The 26,328-nt window shown below is 53.3% G+C and carries 23 protein-coding genes; 8 read left to right on the top strand and 15 right to left on the bottom strand.

Annotated features, from left to right (window positions below):
* Positions 1–137: 137 nt before the first annotated feature.
* The 5 genes from EYC98_RS10360 to EYC98_RS10340 all read left to right on the top strand — a co-directional run bounded on the left by EYC98_RS10360 (position 138) and on the right by EYC98_RS10340 (position 7,001).
* Positions 138–1,547, top strand: a complete 1,410-nt coding sequence (locus EYC98_RS10360) for a TIGR03013 family XrtA/PEP-CTERM system glycosyltransferase (RefSeq protein ID WP_279245269.1) — start codon at positions 138–140, stop codon at positions 1,545–1,547.
* 385 nt (positions 1,548–1,932) lie between these two features.
* Positions 1,933–2,208: a hypothetical protein gene (locus EYC98_RS10355; RefSeq protein ID WP_279245268.1), complete on the top strand. Its 276-nt coding sequence runs from the start codon at positions 1,933–1,935 to the stop codon at positions 2,206–2,208.
* A 141-nt stretch (positions 2,209–2,349) separates the two neighbouring features.
* Complete coding sequence (locus EYC98_RS10350) at positions 2,350–4,737, top strand: DUF748 domain-containing protein (RefSeq protein ID WP_279245267.1); 2,388 nt, start codon at positions 2,350–2,352, stop codon at positions 4,735–4,737.
* A gap of 4 nt (positions 4,738–4,741) precedes the next feature.
* Positions 4,742–5,806, top strand: a complete 1,065-nt coding sequence (locus EYC98_RS10345; protein WP_279245266.1) for a metal-dependent hydrolase — start codon at positions 4,742–4,744, stop codon at positions 5,804–5,806.
* Between the two features lie 31 nt (positions 5,807–5,837).
* Positions 5,838–7,001 (top strand): acyl-CoA dehydrogenase family protein, encoded by a 1,164-nt coding sequence (locus EYC98_RS10340; protein ID WP_279245265.1) that lies wholly within the window; start codon positions 5,838–5,840, stop codon positions 6,999–7,001.
* Here EYC98_RS10340 and EYC98_RS10335 read toward each other — a convergent pair.
* Positions 6,998–8,524 carry an arylsulfatase gene (locus EYC98_RS10335; RefSeq protein WP_420887174.1) on the bottom strand — a complete coding sequence of 509 codons (1,527 nt, stop codon included), beginning with the start codon at positions 8,522–8,524 and terminating at the stop codon, positions 6,998–7,000. The two genes, EYC98_RS10340 and EYC98_RS10335, sit on opposite strands and share 4 nt — an antisense overlap.
* A 301-nt stretch (positions 8,525–8,825) precedes the next feature.
* Between EYC98_RS10335 and EYC98_RS10330 the strand changes: the two genes are divergently transcribed.
* Positions 8,826–9,383, top strand: coding sequence for an NAD/FAD-utilizing enzyme (locus EYC98_RS10330; RefSeq protein WP_279245263.1), 558 nt, complete (start codon positions 8,826–8,828; stop codon positions 9,381–9,383).
* A gap of 85 nt (positions 9,384–9,468) precedes the next feature.
* Here EYC98_RS10330 and EYC98_RS10325 read toward each other — a convergent pair whose 3' ends face one another.
* The 7 genes from EYC98_RS10325 to cyoE all read right to left on the bottom strand — a co-directional run bounded on the left by EYC98_RS10325 (position 9,469) and on the right by cyoE (position 16,063).
* A complete protein-coding gene (locus EYC98_RS10325) occupies positions 9,469–10,191 on the bottom strand; it encodes a PEP-CTERM/exosortase system-associated acyltransferase (protein WP_279245262.1) in 723 nt (240 codons plus the stop codon).
* 363 nt (positions 10,192–10,554) lie between these two features.
* Positions 10,555–10,938, bottom strand: a complete 384-nt coding sequence (locus tag EYC98_RS10320; protein ID WP_279245261.1) for a cytochrome C oxidase subunit IV family protein — start codon at positions 10,936–10,938, stop codon at positions 10,555–10,557.
* 15 nt (positions 10,939–10,953) lie between these two features.
* Complete coding sequence (locus tag EYC98_RS10315) at positions 10,954–11,619, bottom strand: heme-copper oxidase subunit III family protein (protein ID WP_279245260.1); 666 nt, start codon at positions 11,617–11,619, stop codon at positions 10,954–10,956.
* A 36-nt stretch (positions 11,620–11,655) separates the two neighbouring features.
* Entirely contained in the window at positions 11,656–12,273 is a 618-nt protein-coding gene (locus EYC98_RS10310) for a cytochrome c oxidase subunit 3 (RefSeq protein ID WP_279245259.1), read from the bottom strand.
* Complete coding sequence (locus EYC98_RS10305; protein WP_279245258.1) at positions 12,270–14,048, bottom strand: cytochrome c oxidase subunit I; 1,779 nt, start codon at positions 14,046–14,048, stop codon at positions 12,270–12,272. Before EYC98_RS10305 ends, EYC98_RS10310 begins: the two co-directional genes overlap by 4 nt.
* Before the next feature lie 25 nt (positions 14,049–14,073).
* Complete coding sequence (locus tag EYC98_RS10300; protein WP_279245257.1) at positions 14,074–15,162, bottom strand: cytochrome c oxidase subunit II; 1,089 nt, start codon at positions 15,160–15,162, stop codon at positions 14,074–14,076.
* A 16-nt stretch (positions 15,163–15,178) separates the two neighbouring features.
* Positions 15,179–16,063 (bottom strand): heme o synthase, encoded by an 885-nt coding sequence (gene cyoE, locus EYC98_RS10295; protein ID WP_279245256.1) that lies wholly within the window; start codon positions 16,061–16,063, stop codon positions 15,179–15,181.
* Between the two features lie 327 nt (positions 16,064–16,390).
* Between cyoE and EYC98_RS10290 the strand changes: the two genes are divergently transcribed.
* On the top strand, positions 16,391–17,269 hold the full coding sequence (locus EYC98_RS10290) for a hypothetical protein (protein WP_279245255.1): 879 nt from the start codon (positions 16,391–16,393) through the stop codon (positions 17,267–17,269).
* Positions 17,270–17,350: 81 nt separating this feature from the next.
* Here the strand turns inward: EYC98_RS10290 and EYC98_RS10285 are convergent, their stop codons facing one another.
* Genes EYC98_RS10285 through EYC98_RS10275 form a run of 3 tightly spaced genes read right to left on the bottom strand, consistent with a single transcriptional unit; the run spans position 17,351 to position 20,257 of the window.
* A complete protein-coding gene (locus EYC98_RS10285) occupies positions 17,351–17,866 on the bottom strand; it encodes a gamma-glutamylcyclotransferase (protein ID WP_279245254.1) in 516 nt (171 codons plus the stop codon).
* 2 nt (positions 17,867–17,868) lie between these two features.
* Positions 17,869–19,767 (bottom strand): TonB-dependent receptor plug domain-containing protein, encoded by a 1,899-nt coding sequence (locus tag EYC98_RS10280; RefSeq protein ID WP_279245253.1) that lies wholly within the window; start codon positions 19,765–19,767, stop codon positions 17,869–17,871.
* A 25-nt stretch (positions 19,768–19,792) separates the two neighbouring features.
* Positions 19,793–20,257 (bottom strand): nitroreductase/quinone reductase family protein, encoded by a 465-nt coding sequence (locus EYC98_RS10275; RefSeq protein ID WP_279245252.1) that lies wholly within the window; start codon positions 20,255–20,257, stop codon positions 19,793–19,795.
* 145 nt (positions 20,258–20,402) lie between these two features.
* On the opposite strand from EYC98_RS10275, the gene EYC98_RS10270 reads away from it, so the two are divergent.
* Positions 20,403–22,586, top strand: coding sequence for a carboxy terminal-processing peptidase (locus EYC98_RS10270; protein WP_279245251.1), 2,184 nt, complete (start codon positions 20,403–20,405; stop codon positions 22,584–22,586).
* On the opposite strand, the gene EYC98_RS10265 is transcribed toward EYC98_RS10270, so the two are convergent.
* The 4 genes from EYC98_RS10265 to crcB all read right to left on the bottom strand — a co-directional run bounded on the left by EYC98_RS10265 (position 22,583) and on the right by crcB (position 26,327).
* Complete coding sequence (locus EYC98_RS10265; RefSeq protein ID WP_279245250.1) at positions 22,583–23,110, bottom strand: hypothetical protein; 528 nt, start codon at positions 23,108–23,110, stop codon at positions 22,583–22,585. The two genes, EYC98_RS10270 and EYC98_RS10265, sit on opposite strands and share 4 nt — an antisense overlap.
* A 106-nt stretch (positions 23,111–23,216) precedes the next feature.
* Positions 23,217–24,635 (bottom strand): siroheme synthase CysG, encoded by a 1,419-nt coding sequence (gene cysG, locus EYC98_RS10260; protein ID WP_279245249.1) that lies wholly within the window; start codon positions 24,633–24,635, stop codon positions 23,217–23,219.
* Between the two features lie 3 nt (positions 24,636–24,638).
* Entirely contained in the window at positions 24,639–25,937 is a 1,299-nt protein-coding gene (serS, locus tag EYC98_RS10255; RefSeq protein WP_279245248.1) for a serine--tRNA ligase, read from the bottom strand.
* A gap of 12 nt (positions 25,938–25,949) precedes the next feature.
* Complete coding sequence (gene crcB, locus EYC98_RS10250) at positions 25,950–26,327, bottom strand: fluoride efflux transporter CrcB (protein ID WP_279245247.1); 378 nt, start codon at positions 26,325–26,327, stop codon at positions 25,950–25,952.
* Position 26,328: the final 1 nt, after the last annotated feature.

The raw sequence follows: 26,328 nt of genomic DNA, 5'->3' as shown, positions 1-26,328 counted from the left end.
ACTCGCTAATGTGCCCTTGAAGCTAACGGCAAGGATTCGCTAGATTACTTAATAGCCTTACATTATATGAAGCCTACATCAAACACACCACACCGCCCTGCTCGTCGCAGTCTGTGCTCCTCTGGAGTGGCTGTTTGATGGGCAAGGTACGACTGTTCAAGCACTATATCCATCCGGCGATCCTCTACTTAGCTCTGGTAGAGGGTTTCATGCTTATTTTTGCCTTCCATCTGTCGACCATGACAGAGATACAATCTGAAACTGCCGCCGCGCGGGCCGAACTGGCTGGCTGGTTCGCTCCTTTACCGTTAACTTTTGCGATCGCCACGGTGCTGTGTATGACCGCTATGGGCCTCTATCAGCCGCAGATGCGCGAGGGCTCAGGCGGAGTCATACGCCGCACGCTGGGTGCGTTCCTGGCTATGTCCCTGGTGATGGCAGCGATCTTCTATATTTTGCCCGACCTGTTCCAGTGGCAGGAGCTGTTTATTCAAACGGTGGGTGCTGGTTTGGTGCTGGTGCTGATGTGTCGCTACCTGTTCAGTAAGTTGGTAGACCGCGATCAGTTACAGCGACGTGTACTGGTGCTTGGCGCCGGACGCGCGGCTAACACCGTGCTGCACAATATGCGCAGGCGCAGCGACAGGGTGGGCTTCAAATTCGTCGGCTTTGTTAACACCAGCGCTGATGAAGCCATCGTCACCGGTGAACCCATAGTTACCATCTCCGGTTCGCTCTCTGACTACGCCACCACCAATAACATCGACCAGATTGTGGTTGCAGTGGATGATCGCCGCGCGGGTTTGCCTATCGAGGACCTGTTGGATAGCAAGTTGCATGGTATCCAGGTTCTGGATGTCGTCAGCTTCTTTGAGCAGGAAGCTGGCAAAATAATGCTCGAATTCGTAACTCCGGGCTGGATGGTATTTTCAGATGGTTTCCAGCTGAGCCTGCTAACCCGACTGGGTAAGCGTGCGCTGGATGTCACCGCCAGTTTCTTACTGTTAATGGCAACCTGGCCGGTCATGCTGTTGACCATTCTTGCCATTTGGCTCGAAGACGGCATTCGCGCGCCGCTGGTATATCGCCAGTCGCGAGTCGGATTGCATGGACAGCTGTTTGATGTCCTTAAGTTCCGCAGCATGCGGGTGGATGCGGAGAAGAATGGCAAGGCGCAGTGGGCCACTAAAGATGACGATCGCATTACGCGGGTGGGTCGCTTTATACGCCGCAGCAGAATCGATGAGCTACCGCAGATACTGAACGTGCTGTCAGGTGATATGGCGTTTATCGGCCCGCGTCCCGAGCGCCCTGAATTTGTTGCCGAGCTGAGCGCTGAAATCCCTCATTTCGCAGCTCGACATTATGTAAAGCCAGGCATTACCGGTTGGGCTCAGCTCTGTTATCCCTATGGTGCCGATGCCAAAGATGCTGCACAGAAACTACAGTTTGACCTCTACTACGTGAAGAACCATAGCTTGTTCCTGGACTTCCTGATTCTTATTAGCACCGTAGAAGTGGTACTTTTCGGCAAAGGCGCGCGCTAGCCGCCAGTTCTATCGGTGACCTGTTTGGGTTACCTCAAAAGCAACCAATTTGTCCCCCACTGCGCTTCAACGCTCGCAGGTTTCGATATACACTCATGGCAACTAATAATAAAGTGATGGCTGGTGGCATATCGTCGCTGAGCGGTTTGACGCGGGTAACCGCCTAAAAGTCGCTCAAACAGTGTCAGAAAAACTTACAACAACTCACGTACAAGGCTTTTTCGATAGAGTAAGTCACTGATTTTGAAAGCTATTCAAAAGTCGGCCCGGTTTTTGCTTTGTTTTTAGGCTAAGGGCAGGATAGCCTTACCTACTAACGCTTCTAAATAGAGCGGTGGTTTTATAAACCACACTGGGAAGTGGCACACTGGAGGCAACGCAAGACATGCAAACTGTACTTATCACTCTGGGAGTTCTGGGCTTTGGGGCCGTTGTCATCTCAGCCTACGTATTTACAGTGGCCGCACGCAACTATGTGTCCGACAAACGTGACCTCGCCGACGTAGGTGATACGGTCCACGTGGGAGAGAAACTTTACGTCGTTCGCAGTTCTGCAGATCGTCGCAAGACAGAGGCCAAGGTGTTTCCGCTCGAATTGGTCAGCGGCGAAGTGATCCACCTGGACCGTCGTCGTGACACCGACCGACGCCTCGTCGGATAGGTACGGCACAGCGCCAACACCACCGACACCAACAGGTAGCCGCCCCGCTGCGCTCTACCTGTGAATTTCCCGTTTGTCTCTACCCTCTGTTACCTCTAACATGGCTCCCCCTATTAGACTGTTAAGAGAAGTTGTGCCCGCATGATATCCCCCGTTTTCAAGCAGCGCTGGCTGGTTATTCTGACTGTATGCGCCTTGCTGCTGGCTCTATTTGTCAGCGTTCTACCGCTGCTCACACGCTACCTCTTGATCAAGAATGTCGATCAATCTCTGGCCGTCAAATCCCAATTGGAAAATCTGGATATCAACCTGTTCACGGGACGTGTCAGTGCCGAGGGGTTGCAAGTCGCCGGACATGCTAGCTCTAGCTTAAGTGGCGCCAGCCTGTTTGTGGATATCGCTATGCTCGAACTCTTACGCGGTAATATAGTGGTGGAGTCGGTGAACGCCAGCGGTCTGTTTCTGCGCATTGAAGAAGACGAGCGTGGTAACGTTATTCTCGTGATTCCTCTGGGCGGCGAAACCGAAGCGGAATCCGCTGGTGATCTGGTCCTGCCGCTGTTTACTCTGCACAGCCTAACCATAGAAAACTCAGAAGTGGAATTGGATGCCTTTGGTCTCCAGGCCACTGCTGCCATTGACCTCCTAACAGTGAGTGCCCTGTCTACCGCCGAGATAGCACCCAGCAGCCTTTCGCTGCAGATGCGCTGGAACGACGCATCGGTTGAGGTTGATGGCACGATATCACCCTTTGCGGAGTCTCCCGAGCTAGCCTTGGCAGTGGATATTGAACAGCTGAATCTCGCCGATTTTGCTGGCCAATTGCCGTCCTCCGTCACAGATCTTGCCGGTATCTTGAAGCTCAATGGCCGCATTGATGGCACTATCGATGCTCTAACGAGCTCGTTTGATTTGCAATTGCAGGAACTCGGGGCCACCAGCGGACACTTCGCTACGCGAATCCCCAACGCAACCTGGAGTGGAGACATAGGCGTTTCGAATGCGCTAGCTAATCCTCAGGTCAGTGTGCGCGGTGACTTGACCGTCGCTGAACTGCAGGTAGACGACACCCGGCAAAGCCTCCGTGTGCTGCAATGGAAGCATTTGCGTGTAGCAGGCCTTGAACTGGATGCGGACGCCGCTGTAGAGATCGAAACAATCGAACTGCTCGAGCTGAAGACAGTGGTTACAGACGACGATAGTAGCCCTGCCGCAGCGGGCAGCATCACCGTGCAGGAACTAGCGTTGGCGGACGATCGGCTGGTTATCAGCTCTTTGACAAGCTCCGCGCTCACTTCCCGTATTGTGGTGACTCCAGCTGGCGATCTGCAAAGTCAGGGCCTGATTATGGGAATTATAGATTCGCTCGATGAGAGCTTCATAGTAGACACGGAGTCAGTGGCCGATGCAGGGGCAGATGGCGGGCAATCGAAAGCCACTCCCGCGGCAGTGAACGAGTTCAGCTGGCAAATAAAGCAGTCGGAATTTACCGCTAGCAGCATCGAGTTTAGCGACCAGAAATTTACTCACCCCATGAACATCACTTTACTGGTCGACAAGTTATCGCTGGGTAATCTGGATTCATCAGCTGCTGCAGATCCGACCGAAATGAACCTGGTAGCCCGCGTCGGCGAATATGGACGCGTCGATGCGTCTGGAGAGATAGCACCACTTGCCGAGGCCGTATACCTTGATATACAGGGTAATATCGAATCTATTCGCCTGCCCGTGCTGTCGCCTTATATAGAAGACTTGCTGGGCTATGAACTAGTCGCCGGACAATATGATCACGAATTCAAAGCCCGCATTGCCGATGAAAAACTGACCAGCGAAAACAACATGGTGCTGCGTAAACTGAAGGTAAAGTCGGCACCGAATGTTAAAGCGAGCGCGCCGTTACCGATGCCGCTGGGGCTGGCCCTCGATATGCTGCGCGACGGCAAAGATAATATCAAATTGAAGGTGCCAGTCAGTGGCCGGCTTGATGACCCAGACATCGGTGTTGATCAGGTCATTAGTACCGCTTTGGGTAAAGCTCTGATGGCCGGGTCTACAACTTATCTCAAACTCGCCCTGCAGCCCTATGGGGCGATTTGGATGGGTGCCGAAATGGGACTCAAGGCCGCTGGAAAAATGTCTCTGGATCCGATGATTTTTACTGCACTCAGCGCCGAGCCAAGCGTCGATAATCTGGCCTATACTGAGAAACTGTCTGTTTTACTTACCGAGCGGCCCAGCCTCGAACTGCAGGTTTGTGGAGCCGCGGGCAGAGACGATCATCAAGCATTGCTGGCGCGGATAGCTGCGACTGCAGACGGTCCTGCGACGACGGATGATCCTGCTATATCCCCTCCTCCTGTTATTGATGCGGCTGGTACGGCGGAGTTGCTTGAATTGGCGCGATTGCGTCAACAACGGCTGAAACAATTGCTGGTTCAGCAACACGGTATAGAGGCCAAGCGCGTCTATACCTGCAAAGCGTCGGTGGCGGCGGAAGGCAAGCTCTCTGGTGTATCGCTAGGATTGTAAGTTTATGGATCCACTGACTCAAGCTGCGTTGGGCGCGGCGGCGCCTCAGGCTGTCGCCAAGCCTGGTCATCTGGTTACCGCCGCCATACTCGGCTGTCTGGCCGGTATGGCGCCAGACCTTGATGTACTGATTCGTTCGCCCACTGACCCGCTATTGTTCCTCGAATATCATCGGCAATTTACTCACTCGCTACTATTTATTCCCTTTGGCGGACTGCTTTGCGGACTGATTCTTCATCGACTGATAGGCCGACGCCGCGGCCTCACCCAGAAGCAGTCCATCCTGTTTTGTACCCTGGGTTATGCCACCCATGCTCTGCTTGATTCCTGCACAACTTACGGCACCCTGTTGTTGTGGCCTTTCAGTGACGCACGTATCGCCTGGAATACGGTCTCTGTGATCGATCCGTTGTTTACTTTGCCGCTACTCATGCTGGTGCTAATCGCAGCGGTTCGGAAGCGCCCCGGCCTGGCCCGGATCGCTTTGTTGTGGGCGCTGATTTATCCCTCCATCGGTTTACTGCAGCGCGATCGCGCGGTCGAGGCCGGCTGGGAACTGGCGACGACACGCGGCCATGTTCCGCTCAGGCTGGAAGCCAAACCCAGTTTCGGCAACTTGCTGGTGTGGAAAATTGTCTACGAGACAGCGGACAACTATTATGTCGACGCCGCACGAGTGGCAATCGAACTAGAAATTTACCCGGGTCAAAAACTGGAAAAACTGGTAATTGCCCGTGACCTTCCCTGGCTCGACCCAGACTCCCAGCAAGCCAAAGATATTGAGCGCTTCCGCTGGTTTAGTAATGGCTACATCGCCAAGAGCCTGACGCTGGAAAATGGCGTCACAGACATTCGCTATTCTATGCTTCCCAACAGCGCGTCCGGTTTATGGAGTATTGTATTGTCTCCCACTGCTAACCTAAACCAACACGTCGCCTACCAGGCCATGCGGGATGCCAACCCTGACCAGCTGACTGTATTTCGTAGCATGTTGCTGGGAACCTATACTGAGCCCTCTCGCCCGGCGACAGACCAGCCCGCGTTACCACAACTAATACCCGGGGCGTGAACCTAGATACCTAACCACAGGCAGAACCACTATGAATTTTGAACTGGATGAAGAGTTTCGCAAGCTGGAAGAATTGGTAAACCACTTTGTGGAGGACCACCTATATCCGTTGGAGTCACGAGTGCTCGAGCGCGAAGCCCGGGGCGAAGGCGCGCACATTACCGCAGCAGAGCGTGAAACTCTGGACTCAGTGTCCCGCGAGCTGGGGCTGTGGGGTCTGGATGCACCTGAAGATGTCGGCGGCATGGCGCTTCCAGGGGTGGCTCTGGTTGCGGTAAACGAGGCCATTGGTAAGTCCGTAGTGCCCTATGTGTTACCACCCGATTCACCCAACCTGAGCATGCTTGCAGCAACGGTTACAGAAGCTCAGCGAGAACGCTATCTGGCACCCTACGTAGCCGGTAAAACTATTTCAGCGATAGCTATCTCCGAGCCTGGCGCTGGCACCGACCCTGCCGCGATGGCAACCACCGCAGTCCTCGACGGGGATGAATGGGTCATCAACGGACGTAAGATATGGATTACGCGCGCCGATGTGATGGACTTTGCCATTCTGATGGCGGTCACCGATAAAGAGAAAGGCAGTCGCGGCGGCATTTCCGCCTTCTTGCTGGACGCGGGCACACCCGGACTGCGTATAGCCCGCAAAATACCCATGATAGGGGGTAACGCGACTTTTGAACTCGAGCTGGAGGACTGCCGTCTGCCGGTTACTGCCCTGTTGGGAGAACAGGGTAAGGGTTTTGCTCCTATGCAGCTGCGGCTCTCTACCCGCCGTCTGGAGATGTCCACCTGGTGTATCGGTATTGCACAGCGCGCCTTGGATATGATGCTGGAGTACGCTCCTCAGCGGCACACTTTTGGCTCAGCTCTGTCGGAAAAGCAGACTATTCAGAACTGGTTGGCTGAAGCCGAGAGCAACATTCACAGTGCCCGCTTGATGGCCTACCACACCGCCTGGAAATTGGATCAGGGTCAGTCTGTGAGGCGCGAAATCTCCATGCTCAAAGCACACGCTACAGAAATGGCCTGGACCACAGTCGATCGCGCCATGCAGTGCTATGGCGCCATGGGTATGACCAAGGAACTGCCTCTGCAGCAAATGGCAAACGAAGTGCGCTTGATGCGTATTTACGACGGACCCACCGAAATACACAAGTGGGTCGTGGCCAGAGACCTGCTCAGCAATCGCTAGCGCTGCGAGGCGCCTTGCTGCTGAGCCATCTGCATTTGTTGAATCACTTTATCAATAGTGAAGCTTCCTGACGCCTGCCGCGGCGGAAATTCACGGTAGGTCATCAGCCATTTGCCTACTTCCTGCTGCATGGGCACGAATAACCATAAGTTATCTGCCATCCAGCGGGTGAACATGCCGGAGTCCATGGAAGTTTCGAAAGGGTCTGTGCGCAGGTTCATCGCGGTGGGAAATGTCAGCACTTCGCGCTGACCGCTCCAACCGTTAGGCATAATGGCAAAGTGAATCTTCCAGTCACGCCAACGCAGGGCATTCAGGTTGGCATTATCATCAAAGAAAAAAACCGTTTCCCGTTTCCCTGGACCTTTACCCGTGAGCACATCGGTCTGATCATACCCATCCAGGTGTACATTGAAGGTTTTGTCTCCGGCACGATGTCCACGCTTCAGCTTATCTCCTATATCGGATTCGCCAGCCGCGGTAAGGAAAGTGGGCAACCAATCCATGTGATGTGTCACATCATTGATGACACTGCCAGGCGCGACCTTCCCGGGCCAGCGCACCAACGCCGGTACTCGAAACCCGCCCTCCCAGGTACTGCCCTTCTCGCCTTTGAAGGGCTCGGAACCGCCATCCGGATAGGTGTTAGTCTGTGAGCCATTATCTGTTGAATAAACCACGATCGTGTCATCGGCGATACCCAGCTGATCCAACTTCCCCAGCAACTGACCAACATGACCGTCGTGCTCCATCATGCCGTCGGCATACAAACCATAGCCAGAGCTACCTACCCACTTCGGCGCCAGTCGGGTCCAGACGTGCATGCGGGTTGCGTTAAACCAGATGAAGAATGGTTTTTTGGCCTTATGGGATTTGTCGATAAATTTGAGGGCAGCATCGGTAAACTCCTGATCAGCCGTTTCCATGCGTTTTCTCGTCAGCGGGCCGGTGTCTTCTATTTTGCCATCCGCATAGGAATGAATCACACCGCGCGGTGCAAAGCGCTTATGGAATGCTGGATCCTTGGGGTAAAAGTAGGTCTCCGGTTCCTCCTCTGCATTCAGGTGATAAAGGTTACCGAAAAACTCGTCAAAGCCATGGTTACTCGGCAAAAACTCGTCTTTGTCTCCCAAGTGATTCTTGCCAAACTGTCCGGTGGCGTATCCCAATGGCTTGAGTAACTCCGCAATGGTGGGATCTTTTGGGCTAAGCCCGATGTTTGCGCCCGGCATACCTACCTTTAATAACCCGGTGCGAAACGGATGTTGCCCGGTAATAAACGAGGAGCGCCCGGCGGTGCAGCTCTGCTCGCCGTAATAATCGGTATACAGCGCACCTTCATTGGCTATGCGGTCTATGTTGGGAGTGCGGCTGCCAAGCATGCCACGGTGATAGGCACTGATATTCCACATGCCGATATCGTCACCCCAGATCACCAAAATATTGGGTTTGTCGGTCTTTGCCTGTGCTGGCACTGCCAACATAGTTAGTAAAGCAATACATAATAGAGACAGTTTAGCCATTATCATTATCCTTGAGTTTACGCGCGCTGGGCTAGCGAACTACAGGCCTCATTCTAACCCAGCTTTTAGAGTGAGGCTGATACGATCAAGGAATAGCGAGACGCCTAATCTTATAATTCGCTAATGGTATAAAAAGCGAATTGTTTAAACGATAAAGTTATTTTCTATCCAGCACAAAGCGGCGTATTAATGAAACCACACTCGATTCAACTGAGCGCATTAGTTGGCGCGTTCATCGGTAATCGAAGTGGTCTACCTCAGAACCATCGACAGATGACAAACCATAACAAAGGGGTATTTCATGAAACGTCATTACTATATCAGTGAAGATCTGGACGACCTGGATCACGTTGAAGACGAGCTGGAAAAACTGGGAGTTGCGACCCCGCAAATGCACGTATTGAGCCGCGATGACGCTGGTGTAGCACAGCGTGAGCATCTGCACCCGGTAGAGGCTGTATTAAAGAAAAACGTAGTACGCGGCACCGAAGTTGGCGCTGTGATAGGGGTAATTGCTGCCGCCCTGATCATTTTTCTGGCGTATATATCAGGTGCCAGTGAGGCTGTTGGCTGGGTTCCCTTCGGTTTTCTGGCAGTGGTCGTATTAGGCTTTTGCACCTGGGAAGGTGGTCTCTTTGGTATTCAGGAACCGCACCAGGATTTCAAACGTTTTGAGCAAGATTTGGACGCTGGCAAGCACATTTTCTTCGTTGATGTGGGCGCAGAGCAGGAGTCGATCCTTGCCAAGATAGTCGACGCGCACCCGGGTTTACAGCACGCTGGCGAGGGTGATGCAACGCCAGCAGTGGTCGTTGAGGCGCAAAAGAAATTTCAGGACACGATGCAAACGTTGCCTTAGCTTTTCATCAAACGCTGGGGACGCAGAGTTCCCAGTCCTTCTTGTATGTCGAATCACAAGCAGAGAAGATGTCGTTTAACGCTCTTCAGGCTTGGCGCTGGGCATCCTTACTGACACGCTCTGCAAACTCAGCGTAGATGACGCCATAGAGCTCACGGCACGCTGGCTGCAGATTAGCCACCACATTCGCCGTGCTCGCATAATGCAGTCGGCGCCGACCGTGATAGTCCACTTCAACACCCGCCGCTTCTATTAATACCCCGGCGCGAGCCATCATACGAGCCAGGCTCTGCTCCATCATCGCAAAAATATGCGGGCGACCGTTCAACTCAGCAAGCGCGAAAGCAGACACCAGAACTGCTACCGAGATCAGCGGGAAGGTAGCCCGGTCCTGAGCTGAAAAACCTTCACCAGAACTGGCAAACTCAGCCACTCCATAACCGCGAAAGGTAGGATCCACTGCAATCCGGGAAAACTCACCGACCTGCTCGCGCTCATCGTTAATAATGCCAGCAAATTCTGTAAACACGCTTTTTGCGCAATGCTCTTCAAAGGGAATCCCAAGGTCGTCATCGGCAAATACCAGCCGAATACAGGCAGCAGCCAAACCAGTCTCGCGGTGTGTCACCAGACAATGGCTGGAATGACTATCAAATTTATCTCTCTCGAGTCCGTCGGGAAAATGGATAGCCGGCTCGTAACCCTTTTCCTCGCAATATACCCGGAATCGAATCCGCTGAGCCTGCTCGATCTGCATGGCGCTGTGAACCAGACTGACATCAAAAATGTCCAGGAAACGCTCGGCCATTGAGGGTACGTGTCTTTTTAACCGCACATTATGCACCTAATTAAGTAACCCAAAAGTGGTCTCAGCGCACAATAGAGGGCTAACTACAAAACTGCTCAATTCCGTTTGAGTGAAGGTAGTTAAAGCAAGAATCGCGCCCAATATGTCAAATGCTTTTAATTACAATGACTTAAAGTGTGAACCAGGCACGGTAAGCGGGGGATTGTAAAGTTTTCTGACAGTAGACTCAATTTTCAGGGGGCCGCTTGTGAATTTGACCCTATAGGGAACTTTCTGGTCCTAAGGGCTACTACTCCACCTCTGCTCTGGCCTTCAGTACCAAACTGCAGCCAGCAAGAGGCCCTGCAGGCAAAAGGACGACAATCAGTGGTGAACCGGGGGTAATGGCTGCAGCGTTGTATCCTGCCCCATCCAGATATCCCGCATGTCATAAGTGAAGTCACCCTCGATGGCCATAATGCCTATCAACACCAGCAACGCTAGAGGCGGTAACAGTACAGCGGTCACCAATACCATGCGCTCCCACATCATATGCATGAATATCGCGACGATGAAGCCCGCCTTAAGCACCATGAAGACCAATATCAGGGTCCAGCGCAAATAGCCTTCCACGTGAAAGTAGTCGACCATGTAAGACAGGGTGCTAAGTACAAACAGCAAAATCCATATTCTTATGTAGACACCCAAAGGATGTTGCTGACCACCTTCATAGACAACACCAGACGGTTGAGCTTGAGACTGCGACATGGAACTACTCCTGCATCACCATAAATAAAAGAAGGCAAATATGAAGACCCAGACCAGATCCACGAAGTGCCAGTAAAGCCCAGTAATTTCTACTATCTCGTAACCACGATTGTCGTAGTCGCCACGCTTGACCTTGAAGGCGACCACCAGCAGGTATATCACTCCAATCGAGACATGCAGGCCATGGAAGCCCGTAATCATGAAAAAGCTGGCACCAAACTGAGCAGCGCCCATTGGATTACCCCAGGGCCTCACACCCTCTGAGATGAGCTTGCTCCACTCAAATATCTGCATACCAACGAACATCGCGCCCAGCGTGGCCGTAGCGATCATCAACCAAAAGGTTTTCCGCTTGTCACGCCGGTATCCGTAATTGACCGCGAGTGCCATGGTGCCGGAGCTGGTAATCAATACAAACGTCATAATGGCGATAAGAATAAGCGGAATAGACTCGCCGAACAGCGTTAGTGCAAACACTTCGCTGGGCACCGGCCAGGGTGCAGTGGCTGATAGCCGCACAGTCATATAACCCGTGAGAAAAGTGGTGAAAATAAAGGTATCGCTGAGCAGGAATATCCACATCATCCCTTTGCCCCAGGGCACGTCGCGGAATGCCTCTCGATCGCTGGACCAATCTTGCGCCAGCCCCTCGACGCCTTCTACCGTATCCGATTGTGCCATAAAGAATATCCTCTCAAACGATTGCGTTCGGCCTTATCAGCTATTGAGCAGCAGGTAAAATAGTCCCGCCCACACCAGCAGCAGGAAGTGCGAATATAGGGTGCATAGGTCTACTGCGATGCGCGCCGCGCCCGGCTCAGCACTGCGCATGCGTATTGCCGTACGCAGCCACGCCACCAGGCCACCGATCACATGCAAGCCATGTACGGCGGTCAGCAGATAGAAGAAGCTGCTGGCAGGGTTTGTTGACACCAGATAGCCAGCGTTGCTGAGTTCACTCCAGGCCACTAGCTGACAACACACGAACAACAGTGTGCATACCCCGCCGACGTAGAACGCAGTCAATGCCCGTTGGTCATGCTGTCGCGACATGAAAATGCTGCTCACCTGCAGCGCAACACTGGCCACTACCAGCAGCCCAGTACTGAGCCAGAGCACACCTGGGTCCTGTACTGGCACCCAATCGCTATAGACCATGCGCAATCGATAGGCGACGACAAACAGCATGAACAAGGAAGCAGCCACGGCAAAAAACGCTCGCAGCCCTACTTTCTCCTTCGCCAGATCGAAAATTGCGACCTCAGCGGGAACTCCTACGCCATCGTGCCCAGACAACCAGGGTTTTTCCGCCAGCGTTTTAATCAGTGTAGTCATGCTGGTGCGCCCTCTCCAGAGCTATGCCCAGTATCATCTCCCACCTCACGCCCATCACCCAGTTCGCCAGGCTGATTTTGCGGGATAAAGTCTTCGTCGGCACCGGGCACGCTATAGTCATAGGCCCAGCGATAGACCACTGGCAGCTCGTCTCCCCAGTTACCGTGTGCCGGCGGTGTTTGTGGCGTCTGCCATTCCAGCGTCGTTGCGTTCCACGGATTGGCGCCCGCCAGCTTGCCTGTCTTCAAACTCATCAACATATTGATAATGAAAAGTATCTGCAGCACGCCAACCAGGATAGCTACTACAGAGATAAACTCGTTGAGGCTATGTGCAGACTCCGAGATAAACTCATAACCCTCATAGGCGTAGTAGCGTCGGGGCATGCCCTCAAAACCCAGATAATGCATGGGAAAATAAATCAGATACGTACCGACGAAGGTCACCCAAAAATGGATAACCCCCAGCGTTTCGTTATACATACGCCCGGTAATTTTTGGGTACCAGTGATAGATGGCTGCAAACACCACCATGATTGGCGCTATAGCCATCACCATATGAAAATGCGCGACCACGAAGTAGGTATCGGAGAGCGGAATATCAACCGCTACATTACCGAGAAAAAGCCCCGTCAACCCGCCGATCAAAAAGGTGCTAATAAAACCAATGGAAAATAGCATGGGGGTATTCAGATGAATGTTGCCGTGCCACAACGTCAGGGTCCAGTTGTAAACCTTGATGGCTGTGGGTATCGCGATGATCAATGTGGTGGTGGCAAAAAAGTAGCCCAGGTAGAGGTTCATACCTGAAACATACATATGGTGCGCCCAGACGATAAAGCTAATGCCGCCTATAGCCAGAATCGCCCATACCATCATGCGATAACCAAAGATATTTTTGCGCGCGTGCGTGCTCAAAATATCTGAGACTAATCCGAATGCCGGCAAGGCCACGATATAAACTTCAGGGTGACCAAAAAACCAGAACAGATGCTGAAACAAAACCGGGCTGCCACCACCGGTCTCAAGTGCCTGCCCCATGTGCACTATATAGGGCATAAAGAAGCTGGTACCCAATACTCGATCAAACATCAGCATGATGGCGCTGACAAAAAGGGCGGGGAAAGCCAGCAAGCCTAAAACCGTAGCGGTAATGATCGACCATATCGTCAGCGGCATACGCATCAGCGTCAAACCACGACACCGCGCCTGCAGTACGGTAGTAATGTAATTCAGACCGCCCATAGTAAAAGCGATAATAAACACCGCCAAAGACGCGAGCATCAAAATAATGCCCCAGTCTGTTCCCGGTGTACCCTGCAAAATCGACTGTGGTGGATACAGAGTCCACCCTGCCCCCGTCGGCCCCCCTGGTACAAAGTAGCTCGCTAACAAAATCAATACGGACAGCAGATAGAACCAATAACTGAGCATATTCAAAAACGGGAACACCATATCTCTGGCGCCGCACATCAAGGGAATCAAGTAATTGCCAAACCCGCCGAGAAAAAACGCTGTCAGCAGATAAATCACCATGATCATGCCGTGCATCGTTACGTATTGGTAATACGCGCTGGGATCAATAAACTCCAGGCTGCCGGGAAAACCGATTTGCATGCGCATCAGCCAGGACAGGACCAGCGCCAATATACCGACAGCTATAGCTGTACAGCCATATTGCACCGCTATCACCTTATGGTCCTGGCTCCAGACATACTTCCAGATAAATTTGTCCGGGCCTGCATGGTGTCCAGTGTCTTGATCAGCATATGCCATTACTGTTTTCCTCTAGCCGTTAGTCTTAGAGCGTCTTGAAGTAAGCGACGAGTGCATCGAGATCATCACTTCCCATGGGATAAGCTGCCATAACAGGGGGGTAACCCTCTACCAGCTTAGCCCCAGGATCGGTGATGGACTCTCGCAAATAAGCGTCGTCGGCAGTAACCGTGCTGCCATCGGCCAGTTGCTCGGTGCGTCCGTACATGCCTTTCCAGCTAGGACCCACCCCGCGGTTACCGTCCAGAGAGTGGCACGCTATACAGCCGTGCTGCTGCGCCAACTGCGCTCCGCGTTCAATCAGGTTACCCACCGGTGCTGGTTTGCCCTGGCTTTCCGCAAAAGTGGTTTGTTGCGAAAGCCACGCCTGGTAGTCCTCTCGACTATCGACCACTACTTCGCTGCGCATGTTGTAATGTCCCACTCCGCACAGTTCGGCACACATAACCTCGAAAGAGCCCAAGCGCGTAGGCGTCATCCAGAAATAACTGACCAGCCCGGGCACCACATCCATCTTGGCGCGAAACTGGGAGACGTAGAAATCGTGCAGTACATCTTTGGATCTAAGGTTGAACTTGATCGGCTGATCCAGTTCGATATGCGCAGCGGCGCCAGTAACGACAATGTCATCCTGGCCCCAAGGGTCATCAGGATCTATGCCCAGTGGATTGTCGAAGGTGACGTTGCGATTGTCGGCCTTGCCCAAAGCACCGTCGAGTCCGGGATAACGATAGCTCCATTGCCACTGCTGCCCAACCGCTTCGATAATCACTGCATCATCGGGCACGTTGATAAAGTCTGTATAAACAATCAGCCCCGGTGTAAGCATGGCGATTACGCCCAGGCCGGTGAGACCTGTTAACCATGCCTCCAACTTACTGTTCTCCGGCTCGTAAGCCGCCGTCCGATCGGGACGGTGACGGAATTTAATTACACAATAAGCAATAAACAGATTAACGGCGATGAACACGAAGCCGGTCACCCAAAAGGTAATCAGGATCGTGGTATCCATAGCGCCCCAGTTAGAAGCCAGCTCAGTGAACCACCAAGGACTCCAGAAATGAAAGATGACCGAACCGATCACCATCAATATCAACACAATTGCCAGAGCCATAGATCCCAATCCTTTATCAGTAGTGGCTGTCGATAAATATCACCGTGAAAACCAACAACAAGTAAGCTATGGAAAAAAGAAACAAGTTAAGCGCGCGCTTGCGCTGCACGGGCCGGCGCGCGAAATCTATCGTCCATACCAGGTATACAAGACCGGCGATGGAAGAAACCACTAGATACACTGGTCCCGCGTAGCCAGTCACAGCCAGCGCCATGGTTGCTGGCAGTAGCGCGGCCGTATAGAGCAGCATTTTGGCCTTGGTGACAAAACTGCCGCTAGTGACTGGCAGCATAGGGATACCAGCGCGGCGGTATTCTTCTTCGCGCAGTAAAGCCAGCACCCAGAAGTGAGGTGGCTGCCAGATAAACATAATGACAAATAGCAAGATGGCAGGCAGACCGATCTCGCCGGTCACGGCCGCATAGCCAATAACGGGGGGTAAGGCGCCAGCGATACCGCCAATCTCTGTACACAGGTCGGTGCGGCGTTTAAGCCACATCGTATAGATCACAACATAAAAATAGATGGTGCCGACCGCTAGCGCGGCAGACAATAGATTGACAGTCAAGAACAGCACAACAAACGCCGCTCCTCCCAGCGCCAGCCCTACTTGCAAAACCTGCTGTAATTCGAGCCTACCGGCTGCTGTGGCTCTATTCGCGGTGCGCGACATGAGCGGGTCGATATCGTGGTCAATATAATTGTTCAGCAAACCTGCAGAAGCTGAGGCAAGCCAGGTACCGGTGAGCGTGCAAACGATCAGCCAGGGTTCAAGCGTGGGGCCGGCCGCAAGCCACATACCGGCAAAGGTTGTAACCAGCGCAACGAGGGCAATACGGGGCTTCGTCAGCTCGACATAGTCAGCCGCCTGTGAACGTACAGTTGTTGCCGGTGCCCCCATACAGATCTAACCTGCTGGTTGTTGTTATAGTTATACTTATTTTTATTTGTTATTAAGGACGCTTGTCCTAATAACAAAACCAAATATTTAAGGCTTACAACGTTACTGCTTATGCCGCGATCTCATGGCACGCCTATTGTTTTAGCGCAATATAGACTTAAAAGCCAGCGCCTTTTCTGCCTAATTTAATGGGTAACCTCCAATAGAGTAGTCCTGTGATCGCTGCATCGACACTGACACGAATAACCAACTTTCTGTACACTTGCCCTTGTTTGATGTCCGTCAGCAAGGTCTGATGACACTCCGCACAGTGAGAAAGCGATAACTATGAGCGACGACGACAGCACCGAAACAGATGCGCCTAACGTAGTAATGGACCGGCTCGGGCATCCCAAAATTGCGGCCGCTGACTATCAGTCGCCCTATGATCAGGACTGGCGCGTTCTGTTCGGTCTCACCCTAACCTGCGTCTATCTGATATTGATGTCGCTCTACATCGGCAATGAGGTGGGCTGGCTTGACTTCACTCACCTCTCTGTCGAGCGAATGGGCAGCTTCCTGGAGGGTGCTTTCGCACCGCTGGCGTTTCTCTGGCTGGTCATTGGGTACTTTCTACAAAAGAAAGAGCTACGCCTGAATACCGACGCTATGAAAATGCAGTTTATCGAAATTCAAAAGTCAGCCGAGCAGGCAGTCGAACAAACTCAGGCTATCGCGCGCAGTGAGCTGCATCAACGCCGTGAGTCTTTTCTCAAAATGGCGGAATTGGTGCGTTCTCAGCTGGGCACCATTGTCGGGATGATATACCTGTCTAGCCAGATGTCGGAAAGCAATGAAGAGACAGTTTCAACCGAAAAGCTCTCCCATCTCTGGATGACTATGGGTCGTGACGACCCGGAAGTGTTTTCCCGTGAAATGCTGCGTTTGCTCACTATCAGCTCAGAGACCTACCGCTACAAACTGCTGTTTGGCACAGAGATCAGGACACGCCATACCGAGAATTTTGAACATACCTTCGCCAGACTGATCAATGCCGCGCGCCGCTGTGATGAAGACCAGATGGTTGAGGATGCCCTCTTGGGAGGTTCTCACGGCAGCATGTATCAACGCATAAAGACGGTCCGGGAAAACATTCCTGCCGGTTTTCGTATGGGAGAGTACGACTTCGACCCGGATTCACGGGTGAGCGATAAACCTACTGCCTAAGTCATTCTTAAACTTTGCCAGCGCTATGCCCAGGCGCTGTTGGCAACGTAAGTACCGTCCCCGTTTGATGCTGAACTTTGGTCAGCAGCCCCTGCCCTTCAACAACGATTCAAGCCTAAACACGTGTGCATCTTGAGTGCGCAGCACACGCAGAGCACTGGCTATCTCCAACAGGTACTCAGCGTTAGAACCACTGGGACCATTGCTGCGCTCGATCTGCGCCGCAATTTCAGCGAGTGGAGCGGTGCCCAAAAATGCCGGGTTGTCGTGATCAGCAAAATATACTGTCCCCAACACCCTGTCGCCGCCATCAATATCCACATCCAGTGTCACCCGTCGATAGCCGTTTTTCTCACGGTGGTCCAGATGCTCAAATACATCCTCTGTGACTTTATAAACCACTCCCGAACAGACAGCACCAGGCACCGGGGTCAACGTCAGCACTCTGCCCGGCGCCTCCGGTGTGCCTCGATGATCATGCGAACCCTGCCAAAAACGCCGCTCCCAGCCGCTGATAGTCGCCTGGCGGCGATCCAAAAAAGGAAAGTCCGCCTTCCAAATCAATGAACCATAGCCAAATACCCAATGCTCAGTCATCGCTACAGCGATACCTGCAGTGCGATCCGCGGCGCTATGCCTGGCGCAGGAAAGCCAACCGCCTGCTGATAGTCTTCATCCAGCAAATTAGTGATCGAAAACTCAACCCTGACTTGCTCCTGCGCCTGCCAGGCCAGACTCAGGTCCAACGTGTTGTAGGCATCCAGCTGATAATCGAGGCTGTCCCCGGTATGCAAACTCGATTCAACAACAGAATCTACCCACAGGTACTCAAGGCTGCCGCTGACACGCTCAGTCAACTCGTAGAACGCCGTGGCTCCCGCTTTATACTCCGGGCGCCCACGCAGCTGATCGTCGCTATCCTGTATATCAATATCCAGATAGGTCGCATGTGCCACAACGCGTCCACGCTCCGTGAGAGGCAGCTGCAACCCCAACTCCAGCCCCCGGCTATCGACGCGATCACGATTAATGTTGGTAAAGGTAGCGTCATCAAAATCAATCAAGTCGTCGAAGCGGCTTTCGAACACGGCCAGGTTAATCGAAAGCGCATTGGCAAAGCGATGCTCGACCCCGATATCCCAGCTCTCAGCCGTTTCAGATTTGAGATCCGCGTTACCGACCAAGGGGTGGGCCAAGGCGAAAAAACTCGGTGGCTTAAAACCCTGCCCCCAATTGGCACGCCATACGGTGTTACCGTCGTTAATACGCCACACGGCGCCAACACGCGCTGTGGTTTCGCTGCTGATAGCATCCGGATCGTCATAGCGCGCACCCAAGGAAACGGACAAGGCTGCGGTGATATCGTGCTGCACCTCAACAAACGCCCCCAGCGTATCCCGCTCCAGGCTAAAATCCGCCGGGATCAATATTCCAAAATCTACATAGCCCTGACTATCGCCCTCTTCGCGGCGCCCGTCCAGGCCAAAGCTGAGGCGAGTTCGCTCCCAGCTGAGGTTATTGTTCCAATTGAGCTGGTAGCGGTCAAAGTCGGTGTCGGAACCGGTGGGCGGAATGTTAGATCCCGGGGCAATACCTGGTGACATTTCTTCGCCGTCGAACCCAAACCAATTGAAAGTGAGCTCGCTGCGCCAATTATCCAGTAGCTGGCCGCTTAATTTGAACTGAGTCGACGCCGACTCACTCGCAGCCTCATCCAAATCGCGCCAGACCGCCAGTTCGGGACCACCGCTATCCTCTGGGAAGCTAGTACGTTCACTGTCGCTATAGCGCAGGGCGCCGGACAAATGCCAGTCCTGGCTCAGTGAGTAGTTGAAGCGGGTATTAAAGAAATCGATCTGCTGACGACTTCCCGGCACGGGTTCACCGGAGTCATGGGTTCCGGCACTGACGACAATGCCACGCTCGGCCGTGCCAGCCGCTAAAGTTCCCGTGCCTCTGGAGTATCCATCGGCACCGATTTCTGCTCGCAGGCTGGCCGTTGGCCCGTCACCCGGGGGGCGGGTAATCAGGTTGAGCGCACCGGATAGAGCATCCGCTCCGTAAATAGCCGACTGCGGGCCTCTGATTAACTCAATGCGGGTGACGGTGCTGACATCTATGGTGGAAAAATCGAAACTTCCGCCGCGAGTATTCACCGGATTATTCACCTGCACTCCATCGATAAGAACGATGGTGAAATTGGCCTCTCCACCGCGGACGTAAAGACTGCTAACACCGCCGGCGCCGCCTTGCTGGTTAATACTGACGCCGGGCAGCGACTGTAACAGCGCCTCCAGCCGATCCTTGTTGCGGGCAGCGATCTCAGTTGCGTCTACCACGGATATCTGGCCGCTCATTTCGGATGGGGATAAATCCAACCGGGTACCGACGACGTTAACGGTCTCCAGGCCGTCGCCAGTTTGTGCGCAGGCAGGCAACACAGTCCCAGATAGCGCCGCGGTTAGCAGAGTTAGAGGTAATAGTTGGATCGCTGTCATTGAACTGGGTACCTTAATTTTCACACTATTTTTCTGCGATGGAGAATACCATAATCGGGATTCTACGACTGGCCTGACAGCGGGACTGATAGTCGATATAGACGGGCACTAACTGACTGATCATAAGCCACAGGCGCTCATAGTCCTGACCGTCCGCCTCCCTGACAGTCACCGCCAGCTGACGCCGTGCTACCCAGAGTCTCGCTTCCCCTGAAGCACGCAGGTTATTGGCCCACTGCGGGTCAACGGGCGCTCCGCCCATAGAGCCCACCACTACCAGCTTTTCGCCATCACAAAAATAGGGCAATACGGCGCGCCGCGGCAAACCGCTGCTACGACCGCGGGTCTCCAACAATAACGCGGGCCTGGATTGAATACCGCTTTGCCTTGCGAAAACCCGATTAACCAGTGAGTATCCGGAAAATTTTACCAGCCACTGATCGAACTTTAATCCAGCTGGTGATGTCAAAACATCGAACAAGGACGTCATAGTTTTCTCCGCCGATACTGGTACACTGTAGCGTCAATTTTACCACCTTTAATAGAGTGATTTTGTTTTGAATCGAGTCCTTAATAACCTCTCGCTGACATCGAATGCCGCGCCTTCCCGTTTTATACCGCGGGAGTCGGCGCTGTTGCTGACGCTTATACTGATACTATCGCTGGCGGGCGCCCTGCTTAGTAACGATAGCGTGGCCGCTGTTGCCTATACCAAGGAGCAATCCACCACCGCAATCGATTTAGTCAACAAACTTGAAACACGCCACTACTCTAAGCGCGAATTTGATGATGCCCTTGCCTCAGACCTGTTTGACGCCTATTTTCGCGGTCTCGACCCCAGCCACCTGTTTCTTTTACAAAGTGATCTGGACGAATTCGAGCCGCAACGTCTGCAGTTGGACGATGAATTCAGAGAGGGCAATCTCGACACTGGCTTCAAGATTTTCAACCGTTACCAGCAACGGCTTGAGACCCGACTTGAATGGGTGGTGCGCGAGCTACCTGCGCTGGTTGAGGCAATGGACTTCGAGGTCGATGAGAGCCTCTCGCTAGAGCCTGAGAAGCGTGCCTGGGCCAAAGATATGTCTGAGGCAGATGAGCGCTGGCGGCTCCAAATCAAAAGTGCAGTGCTGAGCCTGAAACTTGCCGACAAGCCCCAAGACGAGCTAGCCAGCACGCTCATTAAACGCTACGAAAACCAACAGAACCGGGTCCAACAATACAACGAGCAGGACGCGTTTCAGGTATACGCTAATGCGCTGACCGAGCTGTATGACCCGCACACCAATTACCTGTCGCCGCGTACCTCTGAAAACTTCAATATCAACATGAGTTTATCTTTGGAAGGTATTGGAGCCGTTCTCCAGCTGCAGGATGAATATACCAAGGTCACTCGCGTAGTGGCTGCTGGACCGGCGGACAAGCAGGGTGAATTGAAGCCTTCAGATCGCATCATAGGCGTAGCTCAGGGTGATGATGAGTTTCAGGATGTCATCGGCTGGAGACTGGATGAGGTCGTGGATTTGATACGAGGTCCCAAGGACACCACCGTGCGCCTGCAGGTTATTCCAGCAAGCTCCAAGTCAACCGATTCCCGCAAGGTGATTACCATTGTGCGCAATAAAGTCAAGCTGGAGGAGCAAAGTGCGCAGAAATCGATCGTTGAGATTCCGGACGGTGACGGCGTGCGGCGTGTCGGCGTGATTGATATTCCCGCTTTTTATATCGATTTTGAAGCTCTGCGCCAGGGTGACGAAAACTACAAAAGCACCACCCGGGACGTCAAACAATTGTTGGACGAATTGGTGGCTGACGGCGTAGAGGGCATTATTATTGATTTACGCAATAATGGCGGAGGATCATTGCAAGAAGCTAATGAGCTTACCGGGCTGTTTATTGAGTACGGTCCCACCGTACAAATACGCCACTCTTCCAGCAAAGTCTTTCGTGACGGTAAGCGGTTACGCTCTGCTTACTATGAAGGCCCGGTCGCTGTTTTGATTAACCGTTTAAGCGCCTCGGCCTCGGAGATTTTTGCCGGTGCGATTCAGGACTATCAGCGCGGCATCATCATTGGCACGCAGTCCTTTGGCAAAGGCACGGTGCAAACTTTGATCCCGTTGCCCGAAGGTCAACTGAAGCTGACCGAGTCAAAGTTCTACCGTATTAGCGGTGAAAGCACCCAGCATCGCGGTGTCATTCCCGACGTTGAATTTCCGTCTCAGTATGACAAGGAACAAATTGGTGAAAGTAGTCTGGATCACGCGCTGAACTGGGACAAGATCAACCCGGTCAGGCATCGCAAATACCACGATATTCCCGGTTCGCTGGACGCATTGAAAGACCAGTACCAACAGCGTGTGGCGAGCGACCCTGACTTTATTTATCTGGAAGACAGCATAGCCCTGGCTGCTGAGGCGCGTAAAATCACCACGCTACCGCTGCAGGAATCCGCGCGGCTGCAGCTGCGCGAAACACAAACTCAGAAGACCCTCGATATTGAAAATAAGCGCCGCATTGCGAAAGGGTTAGACCCGCTTGAAAGCCTTGACGAAGACGAGCCGGAAGAAAGTGCTGACGCCAGTGCCGTCAGCGATGACTCAGATGCGGTCATGGACGCAGCGCTAGACGCAGAAACTGCACCTGTGGCTGATGACATTACAGCAGACGAGCTTGCAGTAAACAGCAGTGAGGAAGCAGAATCAGAAGAAGACGATGAAGACGAGGATGAAGACGAGGATATTTTGCTGCGTGAAGCCGGTAATATCCTGTTAGATGCCCTGCAGATAGGCAACAAGGCCGTGGCTAGCAACTCCTAAAGACGTACGTTAGTACTGCTATCGTCCCTTGCTTCATCGACCTGGGTGATAAAAAAGGCCAATTCTTCACACAACGCCGCGCTCGCGGCGTCGGGGTTCTGCTGGGCGATCTGGTTAGCCAACAACTTGGCACGCTGCAGTCGCTCACAGTAATCCGCCATCACCAGGTTAAGTTCCTCTGATACTTCCGCAAACTGATCCCGCGGGCGCAGCTTGAGTACCTGATACAAATTACCCTCTCCCAGACCCTTGATGGTGCGTTCTATAGCATACACAGGACCGGCTATATGGAAGCTGATGTCACGGCTAATGAAATACACCATGATGACCGCGACAATTTCCAGCCCGGCCACGGTCAGAGTGAATACACTGAACAGGCTGCCGTCATTGCCCAACCGCTGCTCTAGAAGCGAGGCCGCCAGAATGATGACATTCAGCGAAATCAGGGTGATTAGAACAGTGCTCAGTATCAGCTTATGCTGAAACTCATTTTTGATAATGACCTGCTTGCGTTGTTGGGTCATGACAACTCCAGTTATTATTAGGGTGAATTTACTATAGCACTCCTGCTGGCGACCGGACCCGCCTATACCAAGTGTTTACCCGACCGACCTGCATCTGCGCAGGTCATCAAGGCGGCCAGCGTCCGGACTTGCTGGATTCACCGTACCAGGCCAGGCTTTCGCGCAGCTTGACCACACCACCGACGATGATTAGCGTTGGAGCGTGAATAGTCTCATCCGCCACCCGTTCCGGCATGGTCGCCAGAGTACCCACAAAAGTACGCTGCTGGCGGGTAGTGCCCTGTTCTATGAGTGCGACCGGGGTGTTCTCATCGCGCCCACAGCGACACAGATTAGCGCAAATAGCCGATAGACCCTGTAAGCCCATATAGAAGACCAGAGTCTCGCTGGCGCTGGCAAGATCCTGCCAGGGCAGATCGACACTGCCATCGCGCAGGTGTGCAGTCAGAAAACGTACTGACTGTGCGTGATCTCTGTGCGTCAGTGGAATACCGGCATAGCTGGCGCAACCGCTGGCGGCGGTAATGCCGGGCACTACTTGAAAGGGGATCTGATGCGCCGCCAGCAATTCAATTTCCTCGCCGCCGCGCCCGAATATAAAGGGGTCGCCGCCCTTCAGGCGCGCGACTCGTAAGCCCTTCTGAGCCAGCTCCAGCAGCAACTGGTTAATTTCCTGCTGCGGCAATGTATGTTGATCGCGCCGCTTGCCGACATAAATTCTCTCTGCATCTCGTCGCGCCATTTCTAATATTGGGGTTGTGACGAGACGATCGTAGACCACCACGTCAGCCGCCTGCAGCAGACGTGCAGCTCGAAACGTCATCAGGTCAGGGTCTCCAGGGCCAGCGCCAATCAAAAACACCTCCCCGCTGCTCTCCACAGGAGCCTCTGCCAGCGATCGCTCCAACTGCTCGGTAGCACGTTGCTCCTGCCCTGACAGCACCAGTTCCGCGATGGGGCCGTCCAGGGTTGATTCCCAGAACAATCGACGCGCCTCAAGGTCTGGCAGCGCCTGCTTTACCTTGTCGCGCAAACTCCCGGCAAAATGCGCTAATTTTCCGTAGGCATGTGGCAGCGCCGCTTCAATCAAACTGCGCGTGCGTCTAACCAGCACCGGGCTGCGTCCGCCGCTGCCAACTGCCACTAACAAAGGGCTGCGGTCAATTAACGCCGGAAATATAAAGCTGCATAGATCCGGGTTATCTACCACATTGACGGGTATAGCACGCTCTCCTGCCCATTGCGCTACCGCTTCATTGACGCTGATATCCGGTGTTGCCGATATGATTAGCAACGGTTGCTCTGTGCCCTGTAACGTTGACCACTGCTGCCATGACTGTTGCACGTAGCGGCCTTGGTTGCCCGCCAGCAATTGCTCAACCTCCGCGTCCACTTCAGGGGCGATGACGGTGACCTGCGCTTCAGCCTTGAGTAACAACCGCAGCTTGCGCAGCGCCACACCACCACCGCCAACGACCCAGACCGGGCGGTTGGTTAATTCAAAAAAGAGAGGTAAATAGTCCATCGATCAGGGTGGAGACAAGCGCTCTAGCCCGGCCATATAAGGGCCTAATGCAGACGGTACCAATACCGAGCCATCAGCCTGCTGGTAGTTTTCCAGGATTGCCACAAGCGTGCGGCCAATCGCCAGACCAGAACCGTTCAGGGTATGCAACAACTCCGGTTTACCGGTCTCCGGGTTACGCCACCGCGCCTTCATACGCCGGGCCTGATAATCACCGAAATTGCTGCAGGATGAAATTTCGCGATAGGTTTGTTGCGCCGGCAGCCAAACCTCCAGATCATAGGTGGTATTCGCATTGGCACTGGTATCTCCCGCGCACAACAGGACCTTTCTATAGGGCAATTCCAGCGCTCTGAGAACAGCCTCGGCATGACCGGTCAAAGCTTCGTGGGCAGCCGCTGAATGCTCTGGTCGCACCATTTGCACTAACTCGACTTTTTCAAACTGGTGCTGTCTGATCATGCCCCGGGTATCGCGGCCATAACTGCCAGCTTCGCTGCGAAAACACGGTGTATGAGCAACATAGCGTAAACCTTCACCCAATTCATCGGGTTCGATAATACGATCGCGGACCATATTGGTTATCGGCACCTCGGCGGTGGGAATCAAGTAAAAATCCACATCATGTCGCAATTTGAAAAGGTCCTCTTCAAATTTTGGCAACTGGCCGGTGCCACGCAATGAATCTGCGTTGACGATATAGGGTACATAGAGCTCTGTATAACCGTGCTCTCGCGTATGCAGGTCAAGCATAAACTGCGTCAGCGCCCGGTGCAGTCGCGCCACTGGCCCACTCATCACGGCGAAACGAGCACCGGTGATCTTGGCTGCCATTTCAAAATCAAGACCCTTTAGTTGTGCGCCCACATCGACGTGATCCAGCACCTCAAACTCTGGCACCGTGGGCTCGCCCCAACGCTCCAGCTCTTGATTATCTGCCTCTGTTTTACCCACCGGCACCACGGCAGCAAGCAGGTTGGGCAGCGACATCATCAAATTATCCAGCTCATTCTGCAGCTGGCGTGCCTGCGCGGCAGCCTCATCCAGTTGTGCAGAAATACGCTCCAGCACCGCGTTAACGGTCTGCTTGGCTTCATCTACCGGCGTGCCCGCTTTGACCAGTTCGCCAATCTGTTTGGAGGCCTGCTTTTTTTCTGCCTGCAAATTCTGACTATCGATGTCAGCCTGCTTGCGTCTGGCATCCAGCGCCAGAAAAGCGTCTATATCAAAACTCAAGTCACGCCGCGCCAATTCAGCTGCAACCAGGGCGGGGTCCTTGCGAACCATTTTTATATCAAGCATTTAGTGAACCTGTTACCAAATAAACCGAGTCAAAACCATAGAAAGCCATACGCCCAGAAGGCAGGTTGCCACACTCAGTAGCACATATCCCGCAGCCATAGCCGCATGCCCGTTCTCCAACAACGTCACCGCCTCCAGCGAAAACGTAGAGAAGGTTGTAAAAGCGCCGAGAAAACCAATAATGAATACACTGCGCCAGTCAGGGTGTATCAACCCCTTCTCAACAATAATGACGTACATAACACCAATCAAAAACGAACCCAGCACGTTCACCGATAGCGTACCTATGGGAAAATGATTGGCGGAAGATGCGGACATGACGCTCGACAACCAATGTCGTGCCAGAGCACCACCGGCTCCCCCCAGTGCTATCAGCAGCATGTGTTTCATA

It is taken from the genome of Candidatus Litorirhabdus singularis (assembly GCF_026262625.1).
GTDB classification, from domain to species: Bacteria; Pseudomonadota; Gammaproteobacteria; order Pseudomonadales; family Halieaceae; genus Litorirhabdus; species Litorirhabdus singularis.
This window is presented reverse-complemented; position numbering and strand designations above follow the sequence as displayed.